The sequence below is a fragment of the Streptomyces sp. UNOB3_S3 genome (assembly GCF_020740895.1).
GTDB lineage: Bacteria > Actinomycetota > Actinomycetes > Streptomycetales > Streptomycetaceae > Streptomyces.
This window is the reverse complement of the sequence record NZ_JAILXP010000728.1, coordinates 1-912: the sequence shown is the minus strand read 5'-3', so window position 1 is coordinate 912 and position 912 is coordinate 1. Positions and strand designations below refer to the sequence as shown.

The following is a 912-nucleotide window of genomic DNA, read 5'->3' as shown; positions in this document are numbered from 1 at the left end:
GCCCTCCCGCAGGACCGCCGCGAGCGCCTGCGGCATCGGCAGCCCGATCCCGTCCGGGACCCGGCCCTCCCACGCGCCGCCCAGCCCGATCCCGAGCCCCATCCAGGCGAGGTTGGGCAGCCCCAGCAGCAGGACCGCGAACGTCCGGTCGGCGTGCCCGTGCGTCGCGGCCACCACCAGGCCCGCGAGCAGCCCGAGCACCACATAGCCCAGCAGCAGCACCAGCACCGCGAACGCCGCCGGGCGGACGGAGTCCTGGAAGCGCAGCAGCCGCGAGGGCAGCGGCGTCTTCCGGGAGACGGCCGTCGCCACGACCAGCAGGACCAGCAGCCACAGCAGCCCGTAGCCGACCGTCGGCCCCGTCGCGGCGCCGAAGCCGACCGTGGGGGTCACGCCCAGCGCCGCGCCGAGCTCGTCGAGGATGTCCTCGTCCAGACGGATGCGGAACGTGTGCCGGGCCGCCCGTGAGACGAACAGCAGCGCCACCACCCACACCACGGCCGTACGGGCGGCCCGGCCGAGGAACGCCGTGCCGCTCGCCACCGCGTGATGGCGCATCGGGAGCAGGAAGACCACCGCGAGCGCGATCGCCCCGGCGAGGGTCACCGACAGCGGTACGACGGCCAGCCCCGCGCCCGTACGCCCGATGAAGCCGGCGCCGCCCGACAGCTCGATGCTGCCGCCGACGGCGCTGACGACGGTGGCCGCGATCACGGGGGCCAGCGCGTCGGCCCCCAGCGCCCCCGCCCCGGCGGCCCACAGGCCGAGCGCGGCGACCGCGACCATGGCGGCCAGTCCGGCGGCCACGGCCGCGAGGGCGTCCCCCCAGGCACGCAGCTCGCTCATGTCGCCAACGTAAGCCAGCGGCGATCACACCACCCGTCCGGGCGCGCGGGCGGGGGACGCAGGGCG

The 912-nt window shown here is 77.0% G+C and carries 1 protein-coding gene; it reads right to left on the bottom strand.

The features are described 5' to 3' along the window. The coding region (locus tag K6I33_RS35330) for a streptophobe family protein (protein ID WP_229358874.1) at positions 1-846 on the bottom strand (846 nt) is incomplete at its 3' end. Positions 847-912 lie beyond the last annotated feature (66 nt).